Genomic DNA, 23210 nt, shown 5'->3' with positions numbered 1-23210 from the left:
GAATTGCCCTACGGCAAAACGCTGAAAGACGCTGACTGAATCGGGTTTTTCCTAGCGTGATACGCGAGAGAGGTTTTTATAGTCATGGCACCGGGCAAGTGAGCCGTCACAGGAAGAATGGATTGAATGTCAGCAGTCGAGTGTGCAGGTGTCCTATGACCGTCATGATTGAAAAGTCACCCAAGTCCTTCATTTTCGCGGGTTGGACCTTGCATGACGGTGGGCGGCTGACAGGCCGGGAAATCGATATTCAACTGCCGCCCAAAGAGGGCAGCGTGCTTCGATTGCTGCTGGTTTCCGGTGGTTCGTTGATGACCAAGGACCGCCTGTTGGCGCTCGCCTGGCCCAGTGGCGAGGTGGCCGATGAGTCATTGACACGTTGCATTTATGCTTTGCGCAAGCACTTGAGGGCCGATAAAGGGTTTATCAAGACCGTGTACGGCAAGGGCTATCGTTTTACCTGCCCCGTGCAGGTGCAAGACGCCGAGCCAAGGCGGGGCATGCATGTGTGCTCGGCGTGCGGAAAGATCAGCAGTGTTTAAGACGTGGGGCAGGGGCCTGATACTCGGCCTTCTGCTGGGCAGTGACCAGGCCCTGGCCTACTGCTGGGATGAAGTGGCGCGTCGCTACGACTTCGAGCCCCAGTTGCTGCAGGCTATTGCGGCGGTGGAGTCGGGGTATCGCGCGGAGGCGATCAATGCTGCCAACGCCAACGGCACATACGATATCGGTTTGATGCAAATCAACAGCAGTCATCTGCCTCGCTTGCTCAAGCTGGGCATTACCGAGGAACGTCTGGTGAACGAGCCATGTCTGTCGGTGGAGGTGGGTGCCTCGATTCTTGCCGAGTTCGTTCAGCGTTTCGGCTATAACTGGACGGCGGTGGGCTCCTACAACGTGGGGCCGGGCGCCGGGGCGGAGCGTGACGCGTTGCGCCTGCGATACGCCGAAAAAGTCTGGGCGCGTTATGAGGACTTGATGGCGCACCGCAATTGACGAGTGGGCGGCACGCCTCGCATGCAGCCCGTCTCCCCGGCTATAATCGCGCCACCTTTCGCCGCCATCCGAGTCTAGCCCGCCCATGTATACCCTGGCCCGCCAGCTGTTGTTCAAACTTTCCCCGGAAACTTCCCACGATCTGTCCCTGGACCTGATCGGCGCCGGTGGCCGCCTGGGGCTCAATGGCCTGGTGTGCAAGGCAGCGGCGAAGGTGCCGGTGTCGGTGATGGGGCTCGACTTTCCCAATCCGGTCGGGCTGGCTGCCGGCCTGGACAAGAACGGCGCGGCCATCGATGGGTTTGCGCAGCTGGGTTTCGGTTTCGTAGAAATCGGCACCGTGACCCCTCGCCCGCAACCGGGCAACCCCAAGCCGCGGATCTTCCGCCTGCCGGAAGCCGAGGCGATCATCAACCGCATGGGCTTCAACAATCTGGGGGTGGATCATTTGTTGTCGCGGGTTCAGGCGGCGAAGTACAAGGGCATCCTGGGCATCAATATCGGCAAGAATTTCGACACGCCGGTGGAGCGTGCGGTGGACGATTACCTGATCTGCCTGGACAAAGTCTACGCCCACGCCAGCTACGTCACCGTCAACGTCAGTTCGCCCAACACCCCGGGCTTGCGCAGCCTGCAGTTCGGTGACTCGCTCAAGCAATTGCTCGAAGCATTGCGCCAGCGCCAGGAAGACCTGGCGGTGCGTCACGGCAAGCGGGTGCCGCTGGCGATCAAGATCGCTCCTGATATGAGCGATGAAGAAACCGTGCTGGTGGCCCAGGCTCTGGTGGACGCGGGCATGGATGCGGTGATCGCGACCAACACCACCCTCAGTCGTGTGGGCGTCGAAGGCCTGGCCCACGGTGACGAAGCGGGTGGTCTGTCTGGCGCGCCGGTACGGGATAAAAGCACCCATATCGTCAAGGTGCTGGCCGCCGAACTGGCAGGGCGCTTGCCGATTATCGCCGTGGGCGGGATCACCGAAGGCAGGCACGCGGCTGAAAAAATCGCGGCGGGCGCAAGCCTGGTGCAGCTGTACTCGGGCTTTATCTACAAGGGCCCCGCGCTGATTCGCGAATCGGTGGACGCGATCGCCGCCTTGCGCTGAGGGTCTCTCAAGGCCTTATCCGGCGGGCAATAAAAAGGGCTCCCTGAAGGAGCCCCTGGGCCGAAGCCCGCCGCCCGGATAGGACGTGCGTGGTTAAGTCGTTATCTATTCAAGTTGATGTGTCGGAATATAAATGCCCTGATTAGCCGACGGCGTGAAGTTCGTTGAGTCTGTGGATACCCGCAGTGCCAGTCATACCGTCCCAGTTGTCGCCACGTCCTTCTCGCCAGCCGTTGATCCAGGCTTGGCGTACCGACGGTAGAGTAAATGGGCAAAGCTCACGGGATTTTCCATGAACGCCATATTGATATCCGCGTAAAAATGCTCTTTCCAACGGATCACGCTTAAGTCTTCTCATAGGGTGTTTCCCTCACTTGTTGACTGTCTAGATATCCTTCGGCCTCGTCTGAGGCCGGGCAGAGTTTTTCTGCCGTTGGTGGGCTCGCTGCCGGCGTGGCGAGCCGATGTGTCGGCGTCGTTACGGCGCCAACCTGTGTTGAGTTCTAACCAATAGGTCACATGGATTCAATGATCGTTTTGTCATAAGCACGTAACGATAACGATGCTATAGCCATAAGCTGGCATGGCTTTTCGCCCCTTTTATGGGGCAAAGCCAGCTATGATGTGCCCTGCGAAGAAAATGTGTTTAATCCTTTGGTGAGAATGACCACCTGTTGCAGTCGGTTATTATTCGACGAAGGGTCGGGATATTTCTTTTTGTTGCTTCAAATTGTTTTTCTGCACCGTCAATAAAGGCCCGAGGGTCCGTCAGGCGGGGTGGAACGGCACATTCGTGCCACGCGAGCGCTCTTCAAGAAAAGTGCTTGATTGAAAACCGAGCCGGCGATGCGTCGCCCGTTCATTTATTGCTGAAAAGCCTGGAATGCCCCATGTCGGACCGTTTTGAACTCTTCCTCACTTGCCCCAAGGGCCTCGAAGGCCTGCTGATCGAGGAAGCCGTCGGGCTTGGCCTTGAGGACGCCCGCGAGCACACCTCGGCCGTGCGCGGCATGGCCGACATGGAAACCGCCTACCGCCTGTGCCTCTGGTCGCGTCTGGCCAACCGGGTGCTGCTGGTACTCAAGCGTTTCCCGATGAAGGACGCCGAAGACCTCTATCACGGCGTGCTGGATATCGAATGGGCCGACCATATGGTCAGCGACGGCAGCCTGGCGGTTGAGTTCAGCGGCCACGGCTCGGGCATCGACAACACCCACTTCGGCGCGCTGAAGGTCAAGGATGCGATCGTCGACAAGCTGCGCACCCCGACCGGTGAACGCCCGTCCATCGACAAGATCAACCCGGACCTGCGCATCCACCTGCGCCTGGACCGTGGCGAAGCCATTCTGTCCCTCGACCTGTCCGGCCACAGCCTGCACCAGCGCGGCTACCGCCTGCAGCAGGGCGCCGCGCCGTTGAAGGAAAACCTCGCGGCGGCGATCCTGATCCGCGCCGGCTGGCCGCGCATTGCTGCCGAAGGCGGCGCGTTGACCGACCCGATGTGCGGCGTGGGCACCTTCCTGGTCGAAGGCGCCATGATCGCCGCCGACATGGCCCCTAACCTCAACCGCGAATTGTGGGGCTTCACCACCTGGCTCGGACACGTCCCGGCGCTGTGGAAGAAATTGCACGCCGAGGCCACTGAACGCGCCGCTGTCGGTATGAACAACCCCCCGCTGTGGGTGCGTGGCTACGAAGCCGACCCACGCCTGATCCAGCCCGCGCGCAACAACATCGAGCGCGCAGGCCTGAGCCACTGGATCAAGGTGTACCAGGGCGAAGTCGGCACCTTCGAGCCGCGCCCGGACCAGAACCAGAAAGGCCTGGTCATCTGCAACCCGCCGTACGGCGAGCGCCTGGGTGACGAAGCCAGCCTGTTGTACCTCTACCAGAACCTTGGTGAGCGTCTGCGCCAGGCGTGCATGGGCTGGGAAGCGGCGGTGTTTACCGGCGCGCCGGACCTGGGCAAGCGCATGGGCATTCGCAGCCACAAGCAGTATTCGTTCTGGAACGGCGCCTTGCCGTGCAAATTGTTGCTGATCAAGGTCAATCCCGATCAATTCGTCACCGGTGAGCGGCGTACCCCGGAGCAGCGCCAGGCCGAGCGTGAGCAAGCGGCTTACGATCAGGCCCCGACCGAGCCGGCGGAGCGTCAGTACAACAAGAACGGCAATCCGATCAAGCCGGCGCCGGCGCCGGCTCCGGTGGTCGAACAGGCGCGCTTGAGCGAAGGTGGGCAGATGTTCGCCAACCGCCTGCAGAAGAACCTCAAGTTGCTGGGCAAGTGGGCCAAGCGTGAAGGCGTGGATTGCTACCGGGTGTACGACGCCGACATGCCGGAATATTCCATGGCCATCGACCTGTATCACGATTGGGTGCATGTGCAGGAATACGCCGCGCCCAAGTCCATCGACCCGGAAAAAGCCTCGGCGCGCATGTTTGACGCGCTGGCGGCGATTCCCCAGGCATTGAACGTCGACAAAAGCCGCGTGGTGGTCAAGCGTCGCGAGCGCCAGAGCGGCACCAAGCAGTACGAGCGCCAGAGCGCCCAGGGCAAGTTCACCGAGGTCAGCGAAGGCGGCGTGAAGCTGCTGGTCAACCTCACCGACTACCTGGACACCGGCCTGTTCCTCGATCACCGGCCGATGCGCCTGCGTATTCAGAAGGAAGCGGCCGGCAAGCGCTTCCTCAACCTGTATTGCTATACCGCCACCGCCAGTGTGCACGCAGCCAAGGGCGGCGCGCGCAGCACCACCAGTGTCGATTTGTCCAAGACCTACCTGGACTGGGCGCGGCGCAATTTTTCCCTCAACGGCTTTTCCGACAAGAACCGCCTGGAACAGGGTGACGTGATGGCGTGGCTGGAAGCCAGCCGTGACGAGTTCGATATGATTTTCATCGACCCGCCAACGTTCTCCAACTCCAAGCGCATGGAAGGCATTTTCGACGTACAGCGTGATCACGTGCAGTTGCTCGACCTGGCCATGGCGCGCCTGGCGCCGGGGGGCGTGTTGTACTTCTCGAACAACTTCCGCAAGTTCCAGCTGGAAGACAACCTCAGCGAACGCTATGCGGTCGAGGAGATCAGCGACAAGACCATCGACCCGGATTTCGCGCGTAATGCGAAGATCCACCGGGCCTGGAAAATCACTGCCCGTTGAGTGGCCAATGTGGGAGGTAGGAGCGAGCTTGCTCGCGAAAAACGTCAAAGATAACGCGTGCTTCCTGAATGAACGCGGTGCCTGAGAGTTTTTCGCGAGCAAGCTCGCTCCTACCTGACGGTATTAGGGCAAACCCCCTCCCACATTAAGCGTGCGCACTTTTTACGCTGGTCAAACACCCGACCGATGGCTATAACTTAACGTCCAGCCAAAGTGACACCCCCGCACGCTGGCGCTGTGAGTGTTGCCTATGCCGATGCAAGCCGTACGCCCGAAAATCCTTGGTTTAATCAGTGAGCAGGCATCGGCTTGGCTGGTGGCATTGGTGGTAGTGGCAACCGGTAGCGCACTGACCCTGGTGATCGCGTGGGCCGCTGCCGACCTCTATCAGCAACAGGTGCGCCAGCGCTTTCAGTTGCTGGTCAACGAGCGCTACAGCCGGATTCAGGAACGCTTCGAAGACCAGGAGCTGCGCCTGGATAGCCTGCGCCGCTTCTTCGTCAATTCCGGTGAAGTGTCCCGCGCCGAATTTGACGGCTTCGCCCAGCCCCTGTTGTTGCATGCGCGTGCCTATGCCTGGGCGCCGCGAGTGCCTGGGGATCAGCGCAGCCAATTCGAACAGGCGATCTCGCGCCAGCGTGGCGCACCTTTCACTATCCGCGAACTGAATTCGGCAGGTGAGCTGGCGCCGGCTTCCGCGCGCGATGAATACGTACCGGTCTTATATAGCCAGACCCAGAGTCTGTTGGGCTCGCCGTTGGGTTTTGACCTGCTGGCCCAGCCGCTGCGACGCGCGGTTGTCGAGCGCGCGCAAGCCAGCGGCCAGGCGGCAGTGTCCCAGCCCATGCAACTGGTGGGCGTGGAGCCGGCGTATGCCGCTGGGGTGCTGCTGGTGGCGCCGGTCAGCAAAACGGTCGATCCCCGGCCGTACGGTTATGTCATGGCGGTGATCAGCATGCGCCAACTGGTGGCCGAGGGTTTGCCCAAGTCAAGCCGGGACAACCTGGTGATGCAGATCGTCGACACCTCCGACACTGAACAGCGTGTGCTGTATGCGTCCAGCAATGTGCCTGGCGACAGCGACCTTGTCGCTGCTCGACGTCTTACCCTCGGTGACCATGTCTACGCGCTGAGCCTGCGCGCCAGCGAGGCATTTGACGAGGCCAACCATTCTTCGACCAAGACCATCCTGGCCATGGGCGTGCTGCTGAGTGTGCTGCTCGCGGCCTTGCTCTACGTGCTGGTCAGCCAACGCCAACGGGCGCTGACACTGGTGGAGCAACGCATCGGGCAGTTGCGCATGCGTGAACAGGAATTGCGCGGCGCGCACGGCCAATTGCGCAGCGTGCTGAACGCGGCGACGCAGGTCGCAATCATTGCCACTGACTTGCGCGGTGTCATCAACATGTTCAATGCCGGCGCCGAACGGATGCTGGGGTTCAAGAGCGAGCAGGTGGTGGGCCACCTGACGCTGGAAAGCCTGCATCTTGCCTCGGAGCTCGAGACCCGCGCCACGCGGTTGAGCGCGGCGCTGGGCAAGCGGATTGCGCCGAGCCAGGCGATGCTGGTGGACAGTGCGGACAGTCAGCACGCCCGCGAGTGGACGCTGGTGCGTGAGGACGGCAGCACCTTGACCGTGAACATGCTGACCACTGTGCTGCTGGATGACCATGGCCTGTGGGTCGGGCACCTGGCCATTTACCTGGATGTCACTGAGCAGAAGCGTGCCTACGAGGCCTTGGCCGCGCGGGATCGCTTGCTGAAAAAGCTCAGTGCCCATGTACCTGGCGGCATCTTCCAGTTCACCCTGGAGCCTCACGATCACTGGCGCTTCATTTATGCCAGCGAAGGCATGCGCGATATCTATGAAATCGAGCTTGGCGTGTTGCAGCAGGATGCGGGCAAAGTCCTGGAACGCATTCACCCCCAGGACCTTGAGCGGGTACGCGCGTCGATACGCTTGTCGGCGCTGCAATTGAGCCATTGGCGCGAGGAATATCGCGTGCAGTTGCCACAGCGAGGCCTGCGCTGGATTCGTGGCGAAGCCACACCGGAAGAATTACCTGGCGGCGGTACGTTGTGGCACGGCTATGTGTCGGATATTTCCGATCTCAAGCGCGTGGAAGACGAGTTGCGCACGCTGTCCATCACCGACTCCCTGACGGGCATCCACAATCGCCGTTATTTCCAGGACCGCATGAAGGTCGAACTGCTGCGCCTCAATCGAACGTCGGGCGCGCTGTCGGTGATCATGCTGGATATCGACCATTTCAAGCGGATCAACGACCAGCATGGGCACGGTGTCGGCGACGGCGTATTGCGCGAGCTGTGCAGGCGAATCAGCCAGCGCCTTCGCCGCACCGACGTGTTCTGCCGGCTGGGTGGCGAAGAGTTTGTGGTGCTTTGTCCGCATACTGATGGCGCCCAGGCCTATTGCCTGGCGATGGAGTTGTGGCAGTCGTTGCGCAGCATGCCGATGGCGCCGGTGGGCGTCGTCACCGCCAGCTTTGGTGTCGCCAGCTGGCGTGTCGATGAAAGTATCGATGGGTTGCTGCTGCGCGCGGACTCGGCTGTCTACCTAGCCAAACAGGCGGGCAGGGACCGGGTGGAGCCCGCCCCACAGGCTGATCCTGTGTCCTAGAGCACCGGCGCGGCCGCCACCGCCTTCGGCTGGCGATACAGGTCCAGCAGCACCTGATCCAGCACCGACGACGCGCCCCACGGTTTGGAGTCGTTGAGAATCGCCACCACCGCCCAGGTGTTGCCATTGTTGTCGCGGCTGAACCCGGCAATGGCGCGCACGGTGTTCAAGGTACCGGTCTTCACGTGGGCTTCGCCGCGCATGGCGGTGGTTTTCAGGCGCTTGCGCATGGTGCCGTCGGTGCCGGCGATCGGCAGCGAGCTGATGTATTCGGCGGCGTAGGGACTTTTCCAGGCGGCTTGCAACATGGCCGCCATCTCGCGGGCGCTGACCCGTTCGGCGCGGGACAGGCCGGAACCGTTTTCCATCACCAGGTGTGGCGCGGTGATGCCTTTTTTCGCCAGCCATTGACGCACCACGCGTTGCGCGGCCTTGGCATCGTCGCCATCGGCATCGTTGCGAAATTGCGCGCCCAGGCTCAGGAACAGTTGCTGGGCCATGGTGTTGTTACTGTATTTGTTGATGTCACGGATGATTTCCGCCAGGTCCGGCGAGAAGGCACGGGCCAGCACCTTGGCATCCTTGGGCACCGGCGCCTGGATATCGCGACCCAGGATGGTGCCGCCCAATTCCTTCCAGATCGCACGCACGGCGCCGGCGGTGTAGGTGGCATGGTCGAGCAGCGACAAGTAGGTCTGCGAGCTGCAACCGTCCGCCAACTGGCCACTGACGGTCACGGTCACACTGCCGTCGGCGGCGGTCACCGGGCTGTAGCGCACATCGCCGGTGCACTGTTTGGCATTGGACACTTTTACCTGGTTGTCGATGCGAACGCTCGCAATCGGCGGCTCGACCGACACGATCACCCGCCCGGCGTCATTACGTGTCACGAAGCGCAGGGCCTTCAGGTTGACCAGCAGAGCATCGGGCTTGACCAGGAACGGCTTGTTCTCGTCATTGCCGTCGTCGTTGAATTCCGGCAATTGCGGCTGCTGGAAGAAGTTGCGATCCAGGACCAGGTCGCCGGTGACCTGCTGCACGCCGTTGGCGCGCAGGTCGCGCATCAACAGCCAGAGTTTCTCCATGTTCAGCTTGGGGTCGCCGCCGCCCTTGAGATACAGGTTGCCGCGCAACACGCCGCCACTGAGTACGCCGTCGGTGTAGAACTCGGTTTTCCACTGATGGTTGGGGCCGAGCATTTCCAGGGCCGCGTAGGTGGTCACCAGTTTCATGGTGGAGGCCGGGTTCACCGAAACGTCGGCGTTGAACACGGTCGGCGTACCGGGACCGTTCAACGGCAACATCACCAGGGACAAGGCGGTATTTTGCAGTTTGGCCTTCTGAAGGGCCTGGGCAACGCTGGGGGGCAGGGTGTTATTGATGGGAGCGGCGGTGGCATGCAGGGCCAATGGCAGGAGAACACCGGCAAGAAAAACAGAACGCAACGATTTGATCATAAGAAATAAGACCCTACTGCTGAGAAGGGTGAAAAAGGCGAGGGGTATATAAGAAAAATCCCTCATTGGTCATGAAAGTGTCGGCATTATGCCCCAAGCCGAGCTTACTTGTAGCTGAACGATAGCGGGTAATCCGGGTTTTTTTATCGGCAAAGCGCCGCCCGTCCCAGAGAGTCGGGCAATTGCCGCCTTAAACTGCTAAAGTGCCGGCCGTTATTACTTAAGAGGATTGTTCCAATGGCGACTAACCGTTCCCAGCGTCTGCGCAAAAAACTGTGCGTTGATGAATTTCAAGAGCTGGGTTTCGAACTGAACCTGGACTTCAAAGAAGGCCTGAGTGAAGAAGCTATCGACGCTTTCCTCGAAGCATTCATCAAAGAAGCCATGGAAGCCAACGGTCTGGGTTATGTAGGCGGCGATGACTACGGTCTGGTTTGCCTGCAGAAGCGTGGCTCGGTTTCCGAAGAGCAGCGCGCTGCCGTTGACGCTTGGTTGAAAACCCGTTCCGAGCTGACCAAGGCTGAAGTCAGCCCGTTGCTGGACGTGTGGTATCCGGAAAAGCCGATCAACGCGGCCAAGTGATACTCAAAAAAACGGCGACCTGAGGGTCGCCGTTTTTTTATGCCCTGCGCCCGTTCAGGATCAGCAGCGTCAACACGCCCGCCACAATCCCCCAGAACGCCGAACCGATGGAAAACAGCGTCAGGCCTGACGCGGTGACCATGAAGGTGATCAACGCCGCTTCCCGTTCCTTCGGCTCACTCATGGCGATGCTCAGGCCATTGATGATCGAGCCGAACAACGCCAGTGCCGCAATCGACAGCACCAGTTCCTTGGGCAACGCGGCGAAGAGCGCCGCCAATGTGGCGCCGAACACCCCGGCAATCCCGTAGAACACCCCGCACCAGACGGCTGCGGTGTAGCGCTTGTTGCGGTCTTCGTGAGCGTGCGGCCCGGTGCAGATCGCCGCGCTGATGGCCGCCAGGTTGATGCCGTGGGAGCCAAAGGGCGCCAGCACCAGCGAGGCGAGCCCGGTGGTGGTGATCAGTGGCGAGGCCGGCACGGTGTAACCGTCGGCGCGCAGCACGGCGACTCCCGGCATGTTCTGCGAGGTCATCGCCACCACGAACAGCGGGATGCCGATGCTGATGGTCGCCGCCAGCGAGAAGTGCGGCGTGGTCCATACCGGGGTCGCGACTTCCAGATGAAAGCCGCTGAAGTCGAGCAGCCCCATCAAACCCGACAGCAGGGTGCCGCTCACCAGCGCGGCCAGCACCGCATAACGCGGCGACAGGCGCTTGATGATCAGGTAAGTGAAAAACATCCCCAGCACCAGGCCGGTGCGGTGCTGCGCGGCGACAAAGATTTCACTGCCGATCTTGAACAGAATCCCCGCCAGCAACGCCGCCGCCAGTGATGCTGGGATACGCTTGACGAGTTTTTCAAAGCTGCCGGTCAGCCCGCAGAGGGTCACCAGTACCGCGCAGGTAATGTAGGCGCCAATGGCCTCGCCGTAGCTGACCCCGCCCAGGCTTGTGATCAACAGCGCCGCGCCGGGTGTCGACCATGCGATGGTGATCGGCGTGCGGTAGCGCAGGGACAGGCCGATGCTGCACACCGCCATGCCGATGGAAATCGCCCAGATCCACGATGAAATCTGCGCCGTGGTCAAACCGGCGGCCTGGCCGGCCTGGAACATCAGCACCAGCGAGCTGGTGTAGCCGGTCATCATGGCGATGAAACCGGCGACGATGGCCGAAGGTGAAGTGTCGGCCAGCGGGCGCAACGGCGCTTGGGTGGCGTCGGTCATGGAAAGGTGTTCCTTTTACCTGACTCCGCACGCTGTAGGAGCGAGCTTGCTCGCGAAAATCGCCAACGATAACGCGGGCAATCAGATTAAACGCGGCGCCCTCGGGTTTTTCGCGAGCAAGCTCGCTCCTGCAGTGGCATGTCGTTCATGGGAAATCGTGGAATCAAGCCTAAACTCAAACGTAACGACCCATTGCAATACAGCCGGCGCCGCAAACAGCCGTACAGTGTGTTGGCGCATTGGGTTGTGTACAATGTGCCCTGTTTTCAGGTGATACTTGCCAGCGTACCGTTGTTGCCGTATTACCTTATTTCGCCGCCGTTCTCCAAACCCCGAGTGCCCATGAACGAACAGTTGCAACCTCTCAAGAAACAACCGCGAGCCGGCAAGACCGGTCGCAGCGGAACCCAGGACGATATCGTCTACGCGCATATCTTCGAGGCGATCCTCGAACAACGCCTGGCACCCGGTACCAAATTGAGTGAAGAGGCACTGGGCGAAATCTTCGGCGTGAGCCGCACCATCATTCGTCGCGCGCTGTCGCGCCTGGCCCATGAAGGCGTGGTGTTGCTGCGGCCCAATCGTGGTGCGGTCGTCGCCAGCCCGAGCGTCGACGAGGCCCGCCAGGTGTTCATGGCGCGGCGTCTGGTGGAGCGGGCGATCACCGAGTTGGCGGTGCAGCACGCCACCGCCGAGCAACTGGCCGAGTTGCGCCAGATGGTCAACGACGAACGCGACAGTTTCTCCCGTGGTGACCGTGGTGCCGGCATTCGCCTCTCCGGCGAATTCCACCTGAAGCTGGCCGAAGCGGCGAAGAATGCGCCGCTGATCAGCTTCCAGCGCAGCCTGGTGTCCCAGACCTCATTGATCATCGCCCAGTACGAAAGCGGCAACCGCTCGCACTGTTCCTATGATGAGCACACCCAGCTGATCGACGCGATCGAAGCCCGGGATGCGGTATTGGCGGTGAATTTGATGATGCATCACATGGATCACATCGACAGCAAGCTCAACCTCGATGAGGAAAGTGCGTCGGATGATTTGCATGCGGTGTTCTCGCATCTGTTGCAGACCAAAAAGGCAGGGCGCTCGTCTGTAAAGTTGTAATTTTCCAGGATTCACTGGGGACAAAAATGTGGGAGGGGGCTTGCCCCCGATAGCAGTGGGTCAGTCAATGCATAAGTTGGCTGATCCACCGCAATCGGGGGCAAGCCCCCTCCCACATTTTTTGATTTGTATTGTGGCTGGGATCAGCGTTGATGTACCAGATTGCCGGCCGCGTAGGTCTGCATCACCGCCCGATCATCCCCCAGTGTCATCAGTACAAACAACGTCTCGGCAATGTCCTTGGCCTGCTTCAAGCGATAGCTGAGCAGCGACGTGGCGTTGTAGTCCAGCACCAGGAAGTCCGCATCCGTTCCCGGTTGCAACGTGCCGATTCTGCCTTCCAGACGCAACGCCCGCGCACCGCCCAGGGTCGCCAGGTACAGCGATTTGAACGGGCTCAGCCGCGCGCCCTGCAGCTGCATGACCTTGTAGGCTTCATTCAGCGTTTGCAGCAGCGAGAAGCTGGTGCCGCCGCCCACGTCGGTGCCCAGGCCGACATTCAATTTGTTCTTCTCGGCCATCGGCAGGTTGAACAGGCCGCTGCCGAGGAACAGGTTCGATGTCGGGCAGAACGCCACGGCCGAACCTGTCTCGGCCAGACGTGCGCACTCGTCGTCGCACAGGTGCACGCCATGGGCGAACACCGAGCGTTCACCGAGCAGTTTGTAATGGTCGTATACGTCCAGGTAGCCGCTGCGCTCCGGGAACAGTTCCTTCACCCATTGGACTTCCTGCTTGTTCTCACTGATGTGGGTCTGCATGTACAGGTCCGGGTATTCCCCCAGCAGTTGCCCGGCCAGCGCCAATTGCTCCGGCGTGCTGGTCGGCGCAAAGCGTGGCGTCACCGCATAATGCAGGCGGCCCTTGCCGTGCCAGCGCTCGATCAGCGCCTTGCTTTGCTGGTAACTGGATTCGGCGGTATCAGTCAGGTAGTCCGGCGCGTTGCGGTCCATCATCACCTTGCCGGCGATCATGCGCACGTCGAGCTTTTCGGCGGCTTCGAAGAACGCGTTCACCGATTGCGGATGCACGCTGCCGAATACCAGCGCGGTGGTGGTGCCGTTGCGCAGCAGTTCCTTGATGAAGATGTCCGCGACTTCCTCGGCGTGGGCCTTGTCGGCGAACTGGCTTTCACAGGGGAAGGTGTAGGTGTTGAGCCAGTCCAGCAACTGCTCGCCATAGGCGCCGACCATGCCGGTCTGCGGCAGGTGGATGTGGGTGTCGATCAGGCCGGGGGTGATCAATGCGTCCTGGTAGTGCGTGATATCGATGTCAGCGGGCAGCGTCGGCAGCAGGTCGCTGGCGTGGCCGAGCGCACTGATCCGGCCGTTATCGATCACCAGCAGGCCGTCTTCGAAATACTCGTAGGATGCGTCAATGCCAACGATGGCAGGGTCGTCGATGCTGTGCAGGATGGCAGCGCGGTAAGCTTTGCGAGTCAAAGGCATGGTGATCTCAATTGATAGCTTGGCTGCGGCGTGACACCGGCAGCAATTTGGCAATGGGTTCGGCGCTGGCGGTGTGCTGGCCGAAACTGGCGTTATAGGTGGCGATGATTTCGCCAGCGATGGAAATGGCGATCTCCACCGGCAGTTTGCCCTTCACCTCGGTGAGGCCCATGGGGCAGCGCATGCGTTGCAGTTGCGCGGCATCGAAGCCGCGATCGCGCAGGCGGTGTTCGAATTTGACGCGTTTGGTTTTCGAGCCGATCAGGCCGAAGTAGGCAAAGTCATTGCGCTTGAGCAGGGCGGCGGTGAGTTCCAGGTCCAGCGCGTGGTTGTGGGTCATGACGATGCAGTAACTGCCCGCCGGCAAGTCGGCGATCTCGTCGACCGGCTCTTCGCTGACGATTTTACGCACGCTTTGCGGGATGTTCTCCGGGAATTCCTGCTCACGGGAATCGATCCAGCGCACCCGGCACGGCAGGCTCGCCAGCAACGGCACCAGCGCACGTCCCACGTGGCCGGCGCCGAATACGGCTATCTGCGCCTGCACCTGGCCCATGGGTTCGAACAGCAGCACCGTCACGCCGCCGCAGCATTGGCCCAGGCTGGCGCCGAGGCTGAAGCGTTCGAGATGGGTGTTCTGCTGGCCACGGGCAAGCATCTCGCGGGCGATGTGCATCGCCTTGTATTCCAGATGCCCGCCGCCGATGGTGTCGAAGGTTTGCGCGGCACTGATCACCATCTTCGAACCGGCGTTGCGCGGCGTGGAGCCGAGCTCTTCGATGATGGTCACCAGTACGCAGGGCTCGCCCTGGTTCTGCAGGTCGGCGAGGGCGCTGATCCAGTTGTTCATAGTCACCTCTTGTGGTGTCTGTCAGGCCGTCATCGGGGGCAAGCCCCCTCCCACACTTGAATGTATTCACAGTTCAAAATGTGGGAGGGGGCTTGCCCCCCGATGGCAGCGCCTCGGTCTAGAGCGAAGCCAACTCGGTTTCGGTATCCACCGCCACAGCGGCGGTCAACTTGCGCATCTGCTCACACCCCCATAACACTCGCTCGGGCGTGGCCGGCGCGTCGATCTTCGGCTGCTGGCGATAGTCACCCAGGCTCGCCACGGCATCCTTGATCGCGCACCACGAAGCAATCCCGAGCATAAAGGGCGGCTCGCCCACGGCCTTGGAGTGGAACACCGTGTCTTCCGGGTTCTTGCGGTTTTCCACCAGCTTCACCCGCAGGTCCAGCGGCATGTCGGCCACCGCCGGGATCTTGTAGCTGGCCGGGCCGTTGGTCATGAGCTTGCCCTTGTTGTTCCACACCAGCTCTTCCATGGTCAGCCAGCCCATGCCCTGGATAAACCCTCCTTCCACCTGGCCGATGTCGATGGCCGGGTTCAGCGAGGCGCCCACGTCATGGAGGATGTCAGTGCGCAGCATCTTGTATTCGCCGGTCAGGGTGTCGACGATCACTTCGCAGCAGGCCGCGCCGAATGCAAAGTAGTAGAACGGCCGTCCGCGCGACTGGCTGCGGTCGTAGAAGATCTTCGGGGTCTTGTAGAAGCCGGTGCTCGACAGCGAAACCTGGGCGAAATACGCCTGCTGGATCAGCGCCTCGAAGCTCAGGATCTGCTCACGCACGCGCACATGGCCGTTGCGAAATTGCACATCCGCTTCGCTGACGTCGTACTTGCGTGCGGCAAATTCCACCAGGCGCTGCTTGATGGTTTCGGCGGCGTTCTGGGCGGCCTTACCGTTCAGGTCGGCACCGCTGGAGGCTGCTGTTGGCGAAGTGTTCGGCACTTTGTCGGTGTTGGTCGCGGTGATCTGCACGCGGTCGATGTCGACCTGGAACACTTCGGCCACCACCTGGGCGACCTTGGTGTTCAGGCCCTGGCCCATCTCGGTGCCGCCATGGTTCAGGTGAATGCTGCCATCGGTGTAGATATGGATGAGCGCGCCGGCCTGGTTGAGAAAGCTCGCGGTAAACGAGATTCCGAATTTGACCGGGGTCAGCGCCAGGCCCTTTTTCAGGATCGGGCTGTGGGCGTTGTACAGGCGAATCGCTTCGCGGCGCTCGGCGTATTGGCTGCTCGCCTCCAGCTCGGCGGTCATTTCTTCGAGCATGTTGTGCTCGACGGTCTGGTAGTAGTGGGTGACGTTGCGCTCGGTCTTGCCGTAGTAGTTGGCCTTGCGCACGGCCAGCGGGTCCAGCGCCAGATGGCGGGCGATAGCGTCCATCACTTCCTCGATGGCGACCATGCCCTGGGGGCCGCCGAAGCCACGATAAGCTGTGTTGGAGGCGGTGTTGGTCTTGCAGCGATGGCCGTTGACCGTGGCATCGCCCAGGTAATACGCGTTATCGGCGTGGAACATCGCGCGGTCGACAATCGAGTTGGACAGGTCCGGCGAGCAGCCGCAATTGCCGGCCAGCTCCAGGTTGATGCCGTGCAAACGGCCGTTGTCGTCAAAGCCCACGTCATATTCGATGTAGAAAGGGTGGCGCTTGCCGGTCATCAGCATGTCTTCGACCCGCGGCAGGCGCATCTTGGTCGGCTGCCCGGTGAGGCGCGCCACCACCGCGCACAGGCAGGCGGGGCTGGCGGCCTGGGTTTCCTTGCCGCCGAACCCGCCGCCCATGCGGCGCATGTCGACGACGATCTTGTTCATCGACACATCGAGCACTTCGGCCACCAGTTTCTGCACTTCGGTGGGGTTTTGCGTGGAGCAATAGACGATCATGCCGCCATCTTCGGTGGGCATTACCGAGGAAATCTGCGTCTCCAGGTAGAAATGTTCCTGGCCGCCGATATGCAGCGTGCCCTGGATACGGTGTTTCGCGCTCGCCAACGCGCCGGCCGCATCACCGCGTTGATGAGTATGGCTGTCGAGCACGAAGTGTTTGTTGCGAAACGCCTCGACCACATCCAGCACCGGCTCCAGGTCTTCGTATTCGATCACCGCCGCCATCGCGGCTTTGCGCGCGGTCTCCAGATCGCGGGCGGCCACGGCCAGCACCACCTGGCCGACGAACTGCACGGTGTCGATGGCCAGCAACGGATCGCCGGGCATCAACGGACCGATGTCTTTCAGACCCGGTACGTCTTCGTGGGTGATCACGATGCGCACGCCGTCGAAGGCGTAGCAGGGCGCCGTGTCGATGCTGAGGATTTTCGCGTGGGCGCGGTCGGACAGGCGCGCATACAGGTGCAACTGGTTGGGAAATTCGAGGCGGTCGTCAATGTACTGCGCCTCGCCGCTGACATGCTTGGCAGCGCTGTCATGCTTGACGCTGCGCCCGACCCCGCAGGTCAGGTCCTGGGCGAACAGCTCGGCCAGTTCGGCCTGGGTTTTTACCACGGCGTGATGGTTAGACATAAGCGGTCACCCGAGTCTCGATGTGCGGCGTTTGCAGTTCGATGAAGTATTTGCGCAGCAGGTTTTGCGCGCTGAGCAGGCGGTATTCCTTGCTGGCGCGGAAGTCCGAGAGCGGGGTGAAGTCTTCGGCCAGGGCGGCGCAGGCTTTTTCCACAGTGGCGGCGTTCCAGGTGGCGCCGATCAATACCGTTTCGCAGTGTTTGGCGCGTTTTGGCGTGGCGGCCATGCCGCCGAAGGCGACGCGCGCCTCACTGATCACACCGTTGTCGAGCTTCAGGTTGAAGGCGGCGCACACGGCGGAGATGTCGTCGTCCAGGCGTTTGGACACCTTGTACGCGCGAAACAGTGAATGGCCCTTGGGTACGATGATTTTCTCGATGAATTCGCTGTCCTGGCGGGCGGTGACGCGGTAGTCGATAAAGTAGTCTTCCAGCGCCAGGGCGCGGCGAGTTTCGCCCTTGCACAGCACAATCTGCGCACCGAGGGCGATCAGCAGCGGCGGCGAATCGCCAATGGGCGAGGCATTGCCGATATTGCCACCCAGGGTGCCCTGGTTGCGGATCTGCAGGGAGGCGAAGCGGTGCAGCAAGTCGCCAAAGTCCGGGTATTCGTGGTGCAGCGCGGTGTAGCAGTCGGAGAGGGCGGTGGCGGCGCCGATTTCCAGGCGGTCGTCGAACGATTCGATGCGCTTCATTTCTTCGATATTGCCGACGTAGATCATCACCGGCAGGGTGCGATGGAACTGGGTGACTTCCAGCGCCAGGTCGGTGCCGCCGGCCAGCAGGCGCGCTTGCGGATAGGCGTCGTAGAGATCGGCCAGGTCGGCAACGGTCAACGGCACCAGGCAGCGTTTGTCGCCACTGTTGAGTTCGCCGGTTTGCGTCGGCGCAATCGCTTTGAGCTGCGCGATGGTCTGGGCTTCACGGCTGTCGAATTGATCCTGGGGTTTGTTGCAACAGGCCTGTTCGGCCGCCGCCAGAATCGGGCGGTAACCGGTGCAGCGGCACAGGTTGCCGGCCAGGGCTTCGTGGGCTTTCTGGCTGTCGGGCGCGTCGCTGTTCTTTTGCAGGGCAAACAACGACATCACAAAGCCCGGGGTGCAGAAGCCGCACTGTGAACCGTGGCATTCGACCATCGCCTGTTGCACGCTGTGCAGTTGGCCCTGGTGCTTGAGGTCTTCGACACTGATCAGTTGCTTGCCGTGCAGCGACGAGACAAAGGTCAGGCACGAGTTGAGGCTGCGATAACGGATCTGCTCAACGCCTTGATCGTTGCGCTGCAACTCGCCGACGACCACGGTGCACGCACCGCAGTCGCCGCTGGCACAGCCTTCCTTGGTACCGGATTTGCCCACATGCTCACGCAAATAGTTGAGCACGGTCAGGTTGGGGTCCAGGGCGTGCTCGCTACGGAGTTCCTGGTTGAGTAAAAACTGGATCACGGAAGGCCTCGCAGATTCATTATTGTTGTTAACCGCTTTGCGCCGAATCTAGTCATGTCTGACTTTTCGGTCAATTGTTTTCTGACCTAAAGGTCAAGAAAATCCGGTCACAACCTGTTCAATTATGGTTCAGTCTTCTGGAACCGGTGTTTTCAGGGGCTTATGGCGGTTCAGGCTTGCGTGTTTCATGCCAAATTCGCCACCGTGGGCGTAGCGCCATCAGCGGGCCAATGCGCTACACTGCCGCGCTTGTACCGATAGAAGATTTTGAAGGGAAAACATGACGTTCAAGGCGCCGGACAGTCTCGCCGAGCAAATCGCTCACCACCTCGCCGAACGTATCATTCGCGGCGATCTCAAGCCTGGGGAGCGGATCCAGGAACAGAAGGTCACGCTGGCGCTGAATGTCAGTCGTGGTTCCGTGCGCGAAGCCTTGCTGATCCTCGAACGCCGGCACCTGATCGCGATCCTGCCGCGCCGTGGCGCTCACGTCACCGAGCTCACCGCGCACAAGGTGCAGAGCCTGTGCACGTTGATGGGCGAAATGTACATCCTGCTCGGCAATGCGGTGGCCGAAGGCTGGCAGACCCAGGCCGACATGGCGCCCTTCCTGCAGATCCAGCAGCGTCTGATGGCCAGCTACGAGCGCCAGGACATCCGCGCCTTTGTCGAAGAAAGCTTCAATGTGATGCGCGCCGCGTATCCCTTCGCCAACAACCCCTACCTGCAGGAAACCGTCGAGAACCTGCAGCCGGCGATGAACCGCGCCTACTACCTGGCCCTTGACCAGCGCAAGGCGGAAATGAGCGAGTACCTCGCGCTGTTCGAACAACTGCTCGCTGCCGTGCTGGCCCGTGACCTGGCGCAGATCCGCCGGGTGCTGTCGGCTTACTGCCAGCGCAGCAGCTCGCTGGTCATCGCCGCGTTGGCGGACGCCTAAACGTGCGGCTCAAGTGCATCAAACTGGCGGGGTTCAAGTCCTTCGTCGACCCGACCACGGTGAACTTCCCCAGTAATATGGCGGCGGTGGTCGGGCCCAATGGCTGCGGCAAGTCGAATATCATCGACGCCGTGCGCTGGGTGATGGGCGAGAGCTCGGCAAAAAACCTGCGTGGCGAGTCGATGACCGACGTCATCTTCAACGGCTCCACCAGCCGCAAACCGGTGAGCCAGGCCAGCATCGAACTGGTGTTCGACAACTCTGACGGCACCCTGGTCGGCGAGTACGCGGCCTACGCGGAAATCTCCATTCGCCGCAAGGTTACGCGCGACAGCCAGAACAGTTACTTCCTCAACGGCACCAAATGCCGTCGACGCGACATCACCGATATCTTCCTCGGTACCGGCCTGGGCCCGCGCAGCTACTCGATCATCGAGCAGGGCATGATCTCCAAGCTGATCGAAGCCAAGCCCGAAGACCTGCGCAACTTTATCGAAGAAGCGGCCGGCATCTCCAAATACAAGGAGCGCCGCCGCGAGACCGAAAACCGCATCCGCCGCACCCACGAGAACCTCGCCCGCCTGACCGACCTGCGCGAAGAGCTGGAGCGTCAGTTGGAGCGCCTGCACCGCCAGGCCCAGGCCGCCGAGAAGTATCAGGAATACAAGGCCGAAGAGCGCCAGCTCAAGGCGCAACTGTCGGCCCTGCGCTGGCAGGCGCTGAACGACCAGGTCGGCCAGCGCGAAGCGATCATCGGCACCCAGGAAGTCAGCTTTGAAGCGCTGGTGGCCGAGCAGCGCAACGCCGACGCCAGTATCGAACGCCTGCGCGACGGGCACCATGAACTGTCCGAACGCTTCAATCTGGTGCAGGGCCGCTTCTATTCTGTGGGCGGCGACATTGCGCGGGTCGAACAAAGTATCCAGCACGGCCAGCAACGCCTGCGCCAGTTGCAGGACGATCTGAAGGAAGCCGAACGCGCGCGCCTGGAGACCGAGTCGCACCTGGGCCACGACCGCACCTTGCTGCTGACCCTGGGCGAAGAGCTGGACATGCTCACTCCCGAGCAGGAAATCACCAGCGCCGCCGCCGAAGAAGCGGCCGCCGCCCTGGAAGAAGCCGAAACCGGCATGCACGGCTGGCAGGAGCAGTGGGACACGTTCAACCTCACATCTGCCGAACCGCGGCGCCAGGCCGAGGTGCAGCAGTCGCGTATCCAGCAACTGGAAACCAGCATGGAACGCCTGGCTGAACGCCAGCGCCGCCTGCAGGAAGAGCGCGTATTGCTCGCAGCCGACCCGGAAGACGCGGCGATCATGCAGTTGAGCGAGCAACTGGCCGAAAGTGAAATGACCCTCGAAGAGCTCGAGGCCAGCGAAGAACAACAAGTGGAGCGCCTGGAGCAACTGCGCCAGCAACTGCAACAGGCGACCCAGGCGCAGCAACAGGCCCAAGGTGATTTGCAGCGGCTCAACGGGCGGCTGGCCTCACTGGAGGCCTTGCAACAAGCCGCTTTGGACCCCGGCACCGGCACCGCCGAATGGCTGCGCGACCAGCACCTGGCCGAGCGCCCGCGCCTGGCCGAAGGCTTGAAGGTCGAAGCCGGTTGGGAACTGGCGGTGGAAACCGTGCTGGGCGCCGACCTGCAAGCCGTGCTGGTGGACGATTTTGGCGGCTTCGAGCTGGCGAGTTTCACCCAGGGCGACCTGCGCCTGCTCAGCCCCGCAGCCGACGGCACGCGGGTGCCGGGCAGCCTGCTGGACAAGGTCGAGGCGGCGATCGACCTGTCGCCGTGGCTGGGCCAGGTCAAGCCGGTCGAGTCGCTTGAACAGGCCCTGGCCCAACGCGGCCAGTTAGCGGCCGGCGAAAGCCTGATCAGCCGCGACGGCTACTGGGTCGGCCGCCACTTCCTGCGGGTACGCCGTGCCAGTGAGGCCGAGAGCGGCGTATTGGCCCGTGGCCAGGAAATCGTCAACCTCAGCGCCGAGCGTGAAGAGCGCGAGGCCACCCTGGAAAGCCTGGAAACCGAACTGCAAACCCTGCGCGCCACCCAGCGCCAGCAAGAGACCGGTCGCGAGCATCTGCGCCGCCTGTTGCAGGACGAAGCGCGCCAGCAGGGCGAACTCAAGGCCCAGCTCTCCGCGAGCAAGGCCAAGGTCGAACAACTGACCCTGCGCCGCACCCGCCTTGACGAAGAAGTCGCCGAAATGGGCGAGCAGCGTGCCCTGGAGCACGAACAGATCGGCGAAGCGCGCCTGCTGTTGCAGGAAGCCCTCGACAGCATGGCCCTGGACACCGAGCAGCGCGAACTGCTGCTGGCCCAGCGCGACAGCCTGCGCGAACGCCTCGACCGCGTGCGCCAGGAAGCGCGCCAGCACAAGGATCACGCGCATCAGTTGGCGGTGCGCCTGGGCTCCCTGCGCGCCCAGCACACGTCCACGGCCCAGGCCCTTGAACGCCTGGAGATGCAATCGGAACGCCTCACCGAAAAGCGCGAGCAGTTGAACCTCAACCTGGAAGAGGGCGAAGCGCCGCTGGAAGAGCTGCGCCTCAAGCTTGAAGAGTTGCTCGACAAGCGCATGAGCGTCGACGAAGAACTCAAGACCGCGCAGATCGCCCTGGAGGACGCCGACCGCGAACTGCGCGACGCTGAAAAGCGCCGGACCACGGCCGAACAGCAATCCCAGTTGATTCGCGGTCAGCTCGAACAACAGCGCATGGAGTGGCAAGCCCTGACCGTGCGCCGCAAGACCTTGCAGGACCAATTGCTTGAAGACGGCTATGACCTGCATGGCGTGCTCAACACACTGACCGCCCAGGCCAACGAAAAAGACGCCGAAGAAGAGCTCGAGCGCATTGCCGCGCGCATCCAGCGACTCGGTGCAATCAACCTCGCCGCCATCGACGAGTACCAGCAGCAGTCCGAGCGCAAACGTTATCTGGATGCCCAGAACGCCGACCTGGTCGAAGCGCTGGACACCCTGGAAAACGTGATCCGCAAGATCGACAAGGAAACCCGCAACCGCTTCAAGGATACCTTTGATCAGATTAATGGCGGTTTACAGGCGTTATTCCCAAAAGTTTTCGGTGGTGGCAGTGCCTACTTGGAACTGACGGGCGAAGATCTACTCGATACAGGGGTAACGATCATGGCGCGGCCACCGGGCAAGAAGAACAGCACCATCCATTTGTTGTCCGGCGGCGAAAAGGCCCTGACGGCCCTGGCGCTGGTATTTGCCATCTTCAAGCTCAACCCGGCGCCGTTCTGCATGCTCGACGAAGTTGATGCACCGCTGGATGACGCCAACGTTGGACGCTACGCTCGGCTGGTCAAGGAGATGTCGCAGACCGTGCAGTTCATCTATATCACCCACAACAAGATCGCCATGGAAATGGCCGATCAGCTGATGGGCGTGACGATGCATGAGCCGGGCTGTTCGCGTCTGGTGGCGGTGGATGTGGAAGAAGCGATGGCGATGGTGGAATCCTGAGGTCTGTCAGGAAGGAATTTTACGGCACGCTGTAGGATGGTTTACCGGTCTGGGAAAAGTGGCAAATGGACATATTTGTTCAAGGCATTTTGACAGACGGTGTAAAGTTATCTTTGGTCGTGCTAGTTTAATGTCAATTTTTCGTGTGCGTGGGCAAAACGTCAGTCAGAACATAGAGTTGGCGCCACGTTTTAAAGCGGTTTGCACGGTGCTAAACCCCTTATTTTTCAGCATTTTTTATTAGA

The 23210-nt window shown here is 61.4% G+C and carries 16 protein-coding genes; 9 read left to right on the top strand and 7 right to left on the bottom strand.

All coding sequences use genetic code 11. From position 1 onward, the window contains the following. The first annotated feature begins 155 nt into the window (after positions 1-155). The 3 genes from MRY17_RS18785 (at position 156) to MRY17_RS18775 (ending at position 2101) form a co-directional block, all read left to right on the top strand. Entirely contained in the window at positions 156-542 is a 387-nt protein-coding gene (locus MRY17_RS18785; RefSeq protein ID WP_181285679.1) for a winged helix-turn-helix domain-containing protein, read from the top strand. Further along, positions 535-996, top strand: coding sequence for a transglycosylase SLT domain-containing protein (locus MRY17_RS18780; protein ID WP_411565581.1), 462 nt, complete (start codon positions 535-537; stop codon positions 994-996). The genes MRY17_RS18785 and MRY17_RS18780 overlap by 8 nt, the downstream gene beginning before the upstream one ends. Before the next feature lie 85 nt (positions 997-1081). Beyond that, entirely contained in the window at positions 1082-2101 is a 1020-nt protein-coding gene (locus MRY17_RS18775; RefSeq protein WP_181285677.1) for a quinone-dependent dihydroorotate dehydrogenase, read from the top strand. A 142-nt stretch (positions 2102-2243) separates the two neighbouring features. On the opposite strand, the gene rmf is transcribed toward MRY17_RS18775, so the two are convergent. Further along, positions 2244-2459, bottom strand: coding sequence for a ribosome modulation factor (gene rmf, locus MRY17_RS18770; protein ID WP_002553055.1), 216 nt, complete (start codon positions 2457-2459; stop codon positions 2244-2246). Between the two features lie 532 nt (positions 2460-2991). On the opposite strand from rmf, the gene rlmKL reads away from it, so the two are divergent. Then, complete coding sequence (gene rlmKL / locus MRY17_RS18765) at positions 2992-5262, top strand: bifunctional 23S rRNA (guanine(2069)-N(7))-methyltransferase RlmK/23S rRNA (guanine(2445)-N(2))-methyltransferase RlmL (protein ID WP_243352680.1); 2271 nt, start codon at positions 2992-2994, stop codon at positions 5260-5262. Positions 5263-5512: 250 nt separating this feature from the next. Further along, positions 5513-7903, top strand: a complete 2391-nt coding sequence (locus MRY17_RS18760; protein ID WP_243352679.1) for a sensor domain-containing diguanylate cyclase — start codon at positions 5513-5515, stop codon at positions 7901-7903. Here MRY17_RS18760 and dacB read toward each other — a convergent pair. Continuing rightward, positions 7900-9360, bottom strand: coding sequence for a D-alanyl-D-alanine carboxypeptidase/D-alanyl-D-alanine endopeptidase (dacB, locus tag MRY17_RS18755; RefSeq protein WP_191952205.1), 1461 nt, complete (start codon positions 9358-9360; stop codon positions 7900-7902). The genes MRY17_RS18760 and dacB overlap by 4 nt on opposite strands. Positions 9361-9597: 237 nt before the next feature. Here dacB and MRY17_RS18750 point away from each other — a divergent pair, with 237 nt between their 5' ends. Continuing rightward, positions 9598-9942 (top strand): YggL family protein, encoded by a 345-nt coding sequence (locus tag MRY17_RS18750; protein WP_124433629.1) that lies wholly within the window; start codon positions 9598-9600, stop codon positions 9940-9942. 37 nt (positions 9943-9979) lie between these two features. Here the strand turns inward: MRY17_RS18750 and MRY17_RS18745 are convergent, their stop codons facing one another. Continuing rightward, the gene (locus MRY17_RS18745) at positions 9980-11170 is read right to left on the bottom strand and encodes a benzoate/H(+) symporter BenE family transporter (RefSeq protein ID WP_243352678.1); all 1191 of its coding nucleotides are present in this window, start codon (positions 11168-11170) and stop codon (positions 9980-9982) included. Between the two features lie 342 nt (positions 11171-11512). Here MRY17_RS18745 and MRY17_RS18740 point away from each other — a divergent pair, with 342 nt between their 5' ends. Then, positions 11513-12277 carry a GntR family transcriptional regulator gene (locus tag MRY17_RS18740; protein WP_191952203.1) on the top strand — a complete coding sequence of 255 codons (765 nt, stop codon included), beginning with the start codon at positions 11513-11515 and terminating at the stop codon, positions 12275-12277. Positions 12278-12420: 143 nt separating this feature from the next. Here MRY17_RS18740 and guaD read toward each other — a convergent pair whose 3' ends face one another. From guaD to xdhA, 4 genes are all read right to left on the bottom strand, one after another. Next, positions 12421-13725 (bottom strand): guanine deaminase, encoded by a 1305-nt coding sequence (guaD, locus tag MRY17_RS18735; protein WP_243352677.1) that lies wholly within the window; start codon positions 13723-13725, stop codon positions 12421-12423. A gap of 7 nt (positions 13726-13732) precedes the next feature. Continuing rightward, entirely contained in the window at positions 13733-14575 is an 843-nt protein-coding gene (gene xdhC / locus MRY17_RS18730; RefSeq protein WP_243352676.1) for a xanthine dehydrogenase accessory protein XdhC, read from the bottom strand. A 118-nt stretch (positions 14576-14693) separates the two neighbouring features. Then, complete coding sequence (xdhB, locus tag MRY17_RS18725) at positions 14694-17093, bottom strand: xanthine dehydrogenase molybdopterin binding subunit (RefSeq protein ID WP_181285669.1); 2400 nt, start codon at positions 17091-17093, stop codon at positions 14694-14696. Continuing rightward, positions 17086-18534, bottom strand: a complete 1449-nt coding sequence (gene xdhA, locus MRY17_RS18720) for a xanthine dehydrogenase small subunit (RefSeq protein WP_243352675.1) — start codon at positions 18532-18534, stop codon at positions 17086-17088. Before xdhA ends, xdhB begins: the two co-directional genes overlap by 8 nt. 280 nt (positions 18535-18814) lie before the next feature. Between xdhA and MRY17_RS18715 the strand changes: the two genes are divergently transcribed. Beyond that, positions 18815-19474, top strand: coding sequence for a GntR family transcriptional regulator (locus tag MRY17_RS18715; protein ID WP_124359381.1), 660 nt, complete (start codon positions 18815-18817; stop codon positions 19472-19474). 2 nt (positions 19475-19476) lie between these two features. Further along, the gene (smc, locus tag MRY17_RS18710; protein ID WP_181285667.1) at positions 19477-22965 is read left to right on the top strand and encodes a chromosome segregation protein SMC; all 3489 of its coding nucleotides are present in this window, start codon (positions 19477-19479) and stop codon (positions 22963-22965) included. The last annotated feature ends 245 nt before the right edge of the window (positions 22966-23210 follow it).

Source organism: Pseudomonas orientalis (assembly GCF_022807995.1).
Classification (GTDB): domain Bacteria; phylum Pseudomonadota; class Gammaproteobacteria; order Pseudomonadales; family Pseudomonadaceae; genus Aquipseudomonas; species Aquipseudomonas orientalis_B.
The sequence above is the reverse complement of the archived record's forward strand: the minus strand, read 5'-3'. Positions and strand labels throughout refer to the sequence as shown.

Coding starts and splice junctions, on each gene's coding strand:
- MRY17_RS18785 (WP_181285679.1), top strand. CDS start 156: ATGACCGTCATGATTGAAAAGTCACCCAAGTCCTTCATTTTCGCGGGT.
- MRY17_RS18775 (WP_181285677.1), top strand. CDS start 1,082: ATGTATACCCTGGCCCGCCAGCTGTTGTTCAAACTTTCCCCGGAAACT.
- rmf (WP_002553055.1), bottom strand. CDS start 2,459: ATGAGAAGACTTAAGCGTGATCCGTTGGAAAGAGCATTTTTACGCGGA.
- rlmKL (WP_243352680.1), top strand. CDS start 2,992: ATGTCGGACCGTTTTGAACTCTTCCTCACTTGCCCCAAGGGCCTCGAA.
- MRY17_RS18760 (WP_243352679.1), top strand. CDS start 5,513: ATGCCGATGCAAGCCGTACGCCCGAAAATCCTTGGTTTAATCAGTGAG.
- dacB (WP_191952205.1), bottom strand. CDS start 9,360: ATGATCAAATCGTTGCGTTCTGTTTTTCTTGCCGGTGTTCTCCTGCCA.
- MRY17_RS18750 (WP_124433629.1), top strand. CDS start 9,598: ATGGCGACTAACCGTTCCCAGCGTCTGCGCAAAAAACTGTGCGTTGAT.
- MRY17_RS18745 (WP_243352678.1), bottom strand. CDS start 11,170: ATGACCGACGCCACCCAAGCGCCGTTGCGCCCGCTGGCCGACACTTCA.
- MRY17_RS18740 (WP_191952203.1), top strand. CDS start 11,513: ATGAACGAACAGTTGCAACCTCTCAAGAAACAACCGCGAGCCGGCAAG.
- guaD (WP_243352677.1), bottom strand. CDS start 13,725: ATGCCTTTGACTCGCAAAGCTTACCGCGCTGCCATCCTGCACAGCATC.
- xdhC (WP_243352676.1), bottom strand. CDS start 14,575: ATGAACAACTGGATCAGCGCCCTCGCCGACCTGCAGAACCAGGGCGAG.
- xdhB (WP_181285669.1), bottom strand. CDS start 17,093: ATGTCTAACCATCACGCCGTGGTAAAAACCCAGGCCGAACTGGCCGAG.
- MRY17_RS18715 (WP_124359381.1), top strand. CDS start 18,815: ATGACGTTCAAGGCGCCGGACAGTCTCGCCGAGCAAATCGCTCACCAC.